Source organism: Streptomyces sp. NPDC002130 (assembly GCF_040296465.1).
Taxonomy (GTDB): domain Bacteria; phylum Actinomycetota; class Actinomycetes; order Streptomycetales; family Streptomycetaceae; genus Streptomyces.
On sequence record NZ_JBEOXI010000542.1, the window covers coordinates 1 to 2,553 of the forward strand.

The 2,553-nt window shown below is 71.5% G+C and carries 3 protein-coding genes; all 3 read left to right on the forward strand.

Annotation, left to right across the window (positions count from 1 at the left end; all coding sequences use genetic code 11):
* A partial coding sequence (locus ABT116_RS42470; RefSeq protein WP_351645923.1) for a peptide MFS transporter occupies positions 1 to 1,261 on the forward strand: 1,261 nt, incomplete at its 5' end.
* Positions 1,262 to 1,460: 199 nt separating this feature from the next.
* Positions 1,461 to 1,970: a hypothetical protein gene (locus tag ABT116_RS42475; RefSeq protein ID WP_351645927.1), complete on the forward strand. Its 510-nt coding sequence runs from the start codon at positions 1,461 to 1,463 to the stop codon at positions 1,968 to 1,970.
* Positions 1,967 to 2,272 (forward strand): transcriptional regulator, encoded by a 306-nt coding sequence (locus ABT116_RS42480; RefSeq protein WP_351645932.1) that lies wholly within the window; start codon positions 1,967 to 1,969, stop codon positions 2,270 to 2,272. Before ABT116_RS42475 ends, ABT116_RS42480 begins: the two co-directional genes overlap by 4 nt.
* Positions 2,273 to 2,553: the final 281 nt, after the last annotated feature.

A 2,553-nucleotide genomic window follows, 5' to 3' on the forward strand; every position in this document is an offset into this window, starting at 1 on the left:
CTTCATGGCCGGACTGCCCGGCGGGTGGCTCGCCGACCGGGTGCTGGGTGCGCGCCGGGCCGTGCTGCTCGGCGGTGCGCTGATCACCTGCGGCCACGCGGTGCTCGCGCTGCCGGTGACGGGCTCGCTCTACGCCGGTCTGCTGCTGGTCGTCGCGGGGACGGGTTTGGTCAAGCCGGCCATGGCGGCCATGGTCGCGGGGGTCAGCGGGGACGGGAAGGGCCGCCGCGAGGCGGCCTTCTCGCTCTTCTACATGTGCATCCAGGTCAGCGCGCTCATCGCCCCCGTCGTCACCGGGCTGCTGGCCGAGCGCGTCGCCTGGCACCTCGGCTTCGCGGCGGCCGCCCTCGGCATGACGGCGGGACTGGCCCAGTTCGCCCTCGGTCTGCGCCGGTACGGGGACGTGGGCGCGCGTCCGCCCCACCCGGTGCCGCGCTCCGAGGCCGCCGCCATGCTCCGGCGCGCCGCGTGGGTCACGGGGGCGGTGGGCGCGCTCGTGGTGGTGCCGGCGTCCTGCGGGCTGCTCCCGCTCCCCGCGGTGCTCGCCGTCCTCGGCCTCACCACGGTCACCCTCCCGTTCTGGTACCTGCGCTCATTGCGCCGGATCCCCGCCCAGGGCACGGGCCAGAGGCGCCGGCTCGCCGGCTTCACCCTGCTGATGGCCGCCTCGGCCGCCTTCTGGATGATCTTCGCGCAGAGCGGTTCGGTGCTCAGCCTGTTCGCCGAGCGTCACACCGACCGGGACGTGCTGGGTTTCGACGTCCCCGCCAGCTGGTTCCAGTCCGTGCATCCGCTCTTCGTCCTGCTGGTCGCCCCGCTCTTCGCCCGGCTCTGGCTCAGGGCGCCGCGGGTGGACGTCCCGGTCAAGTTCGCGGGCGCGCTGCTCACGGCGGGCTTCAGCTTTCTCCTGATGGCGGTCGCGGCCAGCCTCGCCGAGCACGGCCCGGTCGGCCCGCACTGGCTGCTGCTGGTCTACCTGCTGTACTCCTGCGGTGAGGTCGCACTGGCCCCCGCGGGCCTGGCCCTGGCCGCCACGGTGGCACCCCCCGGCAGCACCAGCCGCCTGCTCGCGGTGAACGGCTTGTTCGGTGCCGTGGGAGTGGTGGTGGGAGGCCAGTTGTTCCGGCTGACCACCGTGCTGTCGCCGGCGGTGTACTTCCTGCTGCTCGGAGGCTTCGTCATGGCGGTCGGCACAGCGGTCGCACTCGGCACCCCACGCCTGCGCCGCCTCCTCGACCTGCCGGGCGTTCCCGGCACCTGACTTCCTGCCCACGGACCAGAGGAGGTTCTTCGTCGAGGAACGTGTCGGCGCCCGCCACTCCAGCGGCCGCATTGACGGAGCCGGACCCGGAGGGCCTTCCGTCCTCGCTCCACCGAGCCACGATGCTTCCCCATCATCCCTTTCCAATCCGGAAAGTCTTCACTTGCCACAACGGAAAGTCGACCTTACTCTTTCCGCTATGGAAACTGGTGCGAGCTTCCCCGGCCGTTACGTCCCTCCCACGTCGGACGAGGCGCGTGCCGCGCTGGCCGAAGCCGCTCGCATCCGGGCGTCGGCCACCGCCCTGTCGGCCACGCCGTGGCCGGCCTGGTTCGCCACCGTCTCCACCGCGTACGTAGCGGCCTTCCCCGTCGTGTACGGAGGGCTGCTCGCGGACGAGCGGTGGCTTCTGCCGGAGGCGGCCTGGGGGACGGTGCTGCTGATCATCACCGCGGTGTACCTGGTGCTGTCCGCGGTCGCCGCCCGCTCCTGGAGACGGCACACCGGCGTGGCGCTCCGGTTGGACGTGCTGCCCGCATGGGCGACCGTCCCCGTGGCGATCGGCCTGCCGGCGCTGTTGGTCGGGCCGGGCTGGGTGTTCCGAGCCACCGGCCAGGCCGGGTGGCTCGCCGCCGCCTCGGTCGCCACGGCCGCGCTGTCCGTGGGTTTCCACCTCGCCTTCGTACGGTTGCACCGGAAGACCTCGTGACCGCCCGGCCCACCGACCCGATGGACGGCTTCGACAACCTCGTCCACTCGCCCAACCGGCTGCGCGTCTGCGCCTTGCTCGACACCACGGGCGAGGCCGAATTCGCGGTGATCCAGGAGCAACTCGGATTGTCGGCCTCCGTGTTGAGCAAGCATGCCGGAGCCCTGATCGAGGCTGGTTACGTCGAGCAGCGCAAAGCCGTACGCGACACCCGGCAACGCATCTGGCTGCGCCTGACCCCACAGGGACGTAAGGCGTACCACGGCCACCTCGCGGCACTACGGGCGATCGTCGGACAGTAGCCACCGCCATGACTCCGCTACGGCAGCGCCGAGTACTGGGCGGCCGTCGCACGAAACCACTGCTCGACGAGAACGGGCACTGTCGCAACGGCACGTACGGATTTCAGAGGTCGTCTTCATCGACGGGTTCGGGCTCGCGGGTGTAGGCGACGTCGAGGACGTAGCGTTCGGTGACGGGGCAGTTCTGCCAGGCCTCGGTGAGTTGGTCGTCCGGGGAGTCGTCGGTGAGCTGGTCGAGGGTGGTGTCGTAGTAGTCGGCGGCTGCCCGGCGGCCCTGCCAC

Excerpts from the sequence above, each read along its gene's own strand:
- ABT116_RS42475 (WP_351645927.1), top strand. The coding sequence starts at position 1,461 with ATGGAAACTGGTGCGAGCTTCCCCGGCCGTTACGTCCCTCCCACGTCG.